Below are 4,213 nucleotides of genomic sequence, written 5' to 3'. Positions count from 1 at the left end.
GGCGGCTCTCCGACATGTCGCTCGGTATCGAGTGCCTGATCACCGACGACATCGGCCGCGCGTGGGATCTCGCGCAGCAGCTCGACGTGATGAACCGCGAGCGCCGCGAGATCGAGGCCGGCATGCAGCAGCAGGCGCTCGCCGATCTCGCCGACGTCGATCCGGCCGACGCGTGCACGATCACCCTCTTCAACCCCGAGTGGCACCAGGGCGTGATCGGCATCGTCGCCGGCCGGCTCAAGGAAAAATTCCACCGCCCGTCGTTCACGTTCGCGCACGCGGACGAGGAGGGCAAGCGGGTCAAGGGATCGGGCCGGTCGATCGCCGGCTTCCACCTGCGCGACGCGCTCGATCTCGTGTCGAAACGCGAACCGGACCTGATCGTCGCGTTCGGTGGCCACGCGATGGCGGCCGGCCTCACGCTCGACACCGAGAACGTGCCGCGCTTCGCGGCCGCGTTCGAGGCCGTCGCGCGCGAATGGCTGTCCGACGACGCGCTCGCCCGCGTGATCGAGACCGACGGCGAACTCGAGGACGCGTACTTCACGCCGCAGTTCGTCGGGCTGCTCGACGAGGCCGTCTGGGGGCAGGGGTTTCCGGCCCCGCTTTTCTCGGGCGAATTCGACGTCGTGTCGCAGTCGCTCGTGAAGGAAAAACACCTGAAGCTGCAGCTTGCACGCGGCCGCCAGCGCTTCAGCGCGATCTGGTTCAACCACACGGAGCCGCTGCCGGAGAGCGCGCTGGTCGCATACCGCCTCGTCGCCGACACGTGGAACGGCGTCACGCGCGTCCAGTTGATCGTCGAACACGCGGCCGGCTGAGCGCGGGCCGCCCGGCCCGCACTGCCCGCCGCTGCATGCACGCCGCGCCGGACGGGGCCGCGGCGCGGGTGCGAGCACCGTTTGCGTCACCGGGCAACCCCGCCGATCGGCTATAATTCCGCTTTTTTACGAAGCAAGAAAAGCGAACGATCATGGAAGCGGAACGTCTCAACGCGATCGAAAGCTCCCTGCTCGACCTGCGCAACCGCGCGGGCGAGCTCCGGGGGTATCTTTGACTACGACGCCAAAGCTGCGCGTCTGACCGAAGTCAACAAGGAACTCGAAGACCCGAACGTCTGGAACGATTCGAAGAACGCCCAGGCGCTCGGTCGCGAGAAAAAGCTGCTCGAAGGCGTCGTCACGACGCTCACCGTGCTCGATAGCGACCTGCGCGACGCGCTCGACCTGTTCGAGCTGGCCCGCGAGGAAGGCGACGAGGACACGCTCGTCGCGTCGGAAGAAGACGCTGCGAAGCTCGAGGCACGCGTCGGCGACATCGAGTTCCGCCGGATGTTCTCGAACCCGGCCGACCCGAACAACTGCTTCATCGACATCCAGGCCGGCGCCGGCGGCACCGAGGCGTGCGACTGGGCGTCGATGCTGCTGCGCCAGTACCTGCGCTACTGCGAACGCAAGGGCTTCAAGGCCGAGGTGCTCGAAGATTCCGACGGCGACGTCGCCGGCATCAAGAACGCGACGGTCAAGGTCACGGGCGAATACGCATACGGCTTCCTGCGCACCGAAACGGGCATCCACCGCCTCGTGCGCAAGTCACCGTTCGACTCGTCGGGCGGCCGCCACACGTCGTTCTCGTCGGTGTTCGTCTATCCGGAAATCGACGACTCGATCGAAGTCGAGATCAACCCGGCCGACCTGCGCATCGACACGTACCGCGCATCGGGCGCGGGTGGTCAGCACATCAACAAGACCGACTCCGCGGTGCGGATCACGCACATGCCGACCGGTATCGTCGTGCAGTGCCAAAACGACCGCTCGCAGCACCGCAACCGCGCCGAAGCGATGGCGATGCTGAAGTCGCGCCTGTACGAAGTTGAAATGCGCAAGCGCCAGGCCGAACAGGACAAGCTCGAATCGAGCAAGACCGATGTGGGCTGGGGCCACCAGATCCGTTCGTACGTGCTCGACCAGAGCCGCGTGAAGGATCTGCGCACGAACGTCGAAATGAGCAACACGCGGGCCGTCCTCGACGGCGACCTCGACGACTTCATCAGCGCGAGCCTCAAACAGGGCGTGTAAGCGCCGCGGCGCGGCCCTGCCGGGTCGCGCCCCCTTGCCCTTCCCGTTTGCGTTGCCGCACCACTCCGAATTCCGACCATCATGACCGAACCGACCCAAACGCAGCCCGCCGTCACCGCGGACGAAAACCAGATCATCGCCGAGCGCCGCGAGAAGCTGCACGCCCTGCGCGAGCAAGGCGTCGCCTACCCGAACGATTTCCGCCCGACGCATCACGCAGCCGATCTGCAATCGGATTTCGCCGACTCGGACAAGGCCGCCCTCGAAGAGAAGCAGGTCGAGGTGGCCGTGGCCGGCCGCATGATGCTCAAGCGCGTGATGGGCAAAGCGAGCTTCGCGACGGTGCAGGACGGTTCGGGCCAGATCCAGTTCTTCGTGACGCCGAACGACGTCGGCGCGGAAACCTACGACGCATTCAAGAAGTGGGACCTCGGCGACATCGTCGCCGCGCGCGGCGTGCTGTTCCGCACCAACAAGGGCGAGTTGTCGGTCCAGTGCAAGGAGCTGCGCCTGCTGTCGAAGGCGCTGCGCCCGCTGCCGGACAAGTTCCACGGCCTGTCGGACCAGGAAATGCGCTACCGCCAGCGCTACGTCGACCTGATCGTCACGCCGGAAACGCGCGACACGTTCCGCGCCCGCACCAAGACGATCGCGTCGATCCGCAATTTCATGGACAACGCCGACTTCATGGAAGTCGAGACGCCGATGCTGCACCCGATCCCGGGCGGCGCGGCCGCGAAGCCGTTCGTCACGCATCACAATGCGCTCGACATGCAGATGTTCCTGCGCATCGCGCCGGAACTGTACCTGAAGCGCCTGATCGTCGGCGGCTTCGAACGCGTGTTCGAGATCAACCGCAACTTCCGGAATGAAGGCGTGTCGCCGCGTCACAACCCGGAATTCACGATGATGGAGTTCTACGCCGCGTACACCGACTACCGCTGGCTGATGGACTTCACCGAGCAACTGATCCGCCAGGCGGCGATCGATGCGCTCGGCACCGCGACGATCCAGTACCAGGGCCGCGAGCTCGACCTCGCGAAGCCGTTCCACCGCCTGACGATCACGCAGGCGATCCAGAAGTACGCGCCGGACTACACCGCCGGCCAGCTGTCGGACGACGCGTTCCTGCGCACCGAACTGAAGCGCTTCGGCGTCGACGTGTCGCAGCCGGCGTTCCTGAACGCGGGTATCGGCGCGCTGCAGCTCGCGCTGTTCGAGGAAACGGCCGAAGCGCAGCTGTGGGAGCCGACCTTCATCATCGACTACCCGGTCGAGGTGTCGCCGCTCGCACGCGCATCGGATACGGTGCCGGGCATCACCGAGCGTTTCGAGCTGTTCATGACCGGCCGCGAAATCGCGAACGGCTTCTCGGAGCTGAACGATCCGGAAGACCAGGCTGCACGCTTCAAGAAGCAGGTCGAGCAGAAGGATGCAGGCGACGAGGAAGCGATGTTCTTCGACGCCGACTACATCCGCGCGCTCGAATACGGGATGCCTCCGACCGGCGGCTGCGGGATCGGTATCGACCGTCTCGTGATGCTGCTGACCAACAGCCCGACGATCCGCGACGTGCTGCTGTTCCCGCACCTGCGCCGCGAAGACTGATCGCTGCGCCCGCGTGTGCGCCGCGCCCCGCGGCGCGCACGCGTCAGCTTTGTAACGACGCGTAAATCCCGCCAGCCGGCGTCCGCCGGCTTTCGATCCTCCCCCGTTTTATCCCCTCGTCGCAACGGCCTTCTCCGGGTTTTCCCGGTAACGAACGCCTGCGCCCCGCTGCAATTCGTTACACCTTGATACGGTGCGCCGCGCGCCGGTGGATGACACTCCTGTTGCGTCACCACGCATGACCACGGGACCAGAACGAGGCGCAGGAACGCCAAGTCTGCTCGCTCCCGGGCGTGGGGTCCGGCCCGGCACCGATGTGCCGATCCGGATCGACATCGGAGAAAAAAATGGACAACCAGAATCAGACCACGCCGCAAAAGCAACGCCTCCACCCGCTCATCGCCACCGCCGCCGGCGCCGTCATCGTCGCCAGCCTCGCGGCCACGGCAGCGATCACGGGCGTGTTCCCGAAGGCCAGCAGCAGCAACGAACAGAACGGCCAAACCCAGGCCGCGCTGATCGCATCG

The 4,213-nt window shown here is 65.9% G+C and carries 3 protein-coding genes and 1 pseudogene; all 4 read left to right on the top strand.

The genetic code is table 11. The features are described 5' to 3' along the window. On the top strand, positions 1–821 hold an 821-nt coding region (locus JYJ84_RS29875), incomplete at its 5' end, for a DHH family phosphoesterase (RefSeq protein ID WP_240201920.1). Between the two features lie 152 nt (positions 822–973). Then, positions 974–2,078 (top strand): peptide chain release factor 2 gene (gene prfB / locus JYJ84_RS29870; protein ID WP_174959459.1). Its coding sequence is split into 2 segments (ribosomal slippage): positions 974–1,054 and positions 1,056–2,078, totalling 1,104 coding nucleotides; the frame shifts between segments, so codons are not numbered across the junction. Between the two features lie 81 nt (positions 2,079–2,159). Beyond that, entirely contained in the window at positions 2,160–3,686 is a 1,527-nt protein-coding gene (lysS, locus tag JYJ84_RS29865; RefSeq protein ID WP_122945783.1) for a lysine--tRNA ligase, read from the top strand. 347 nt (positions 3,687–4,033) lie between these two features. Then, positions 4,034–4,213, top strand: a pseudogene (locus JYJ84_RS29860) (hypothetical protein); the annotation flags it as partial.

The sequence above is a fragment of the Burkholderia sp. LMG 13014 genome (assembly GCF_905232215.1).
Classification (GTDB): Bacteria; Pseudomonadota; Gammaproteobacteria; order Burkholderiales; family Burkholderiaceae; genus Burkholderia.
This window is presented reverse-complemented; position numbering and strand designations above follow the sequence as displayed.

Excerpts from the sequence above, each read along its gene's own strand:
- lysS (WP_122945783.1), top strand. The coding sequence starts at position 2,160 with ATGACCGAACCGACCCAAACGCAGCCCGCCGTCACCGCGGACGAAAAC.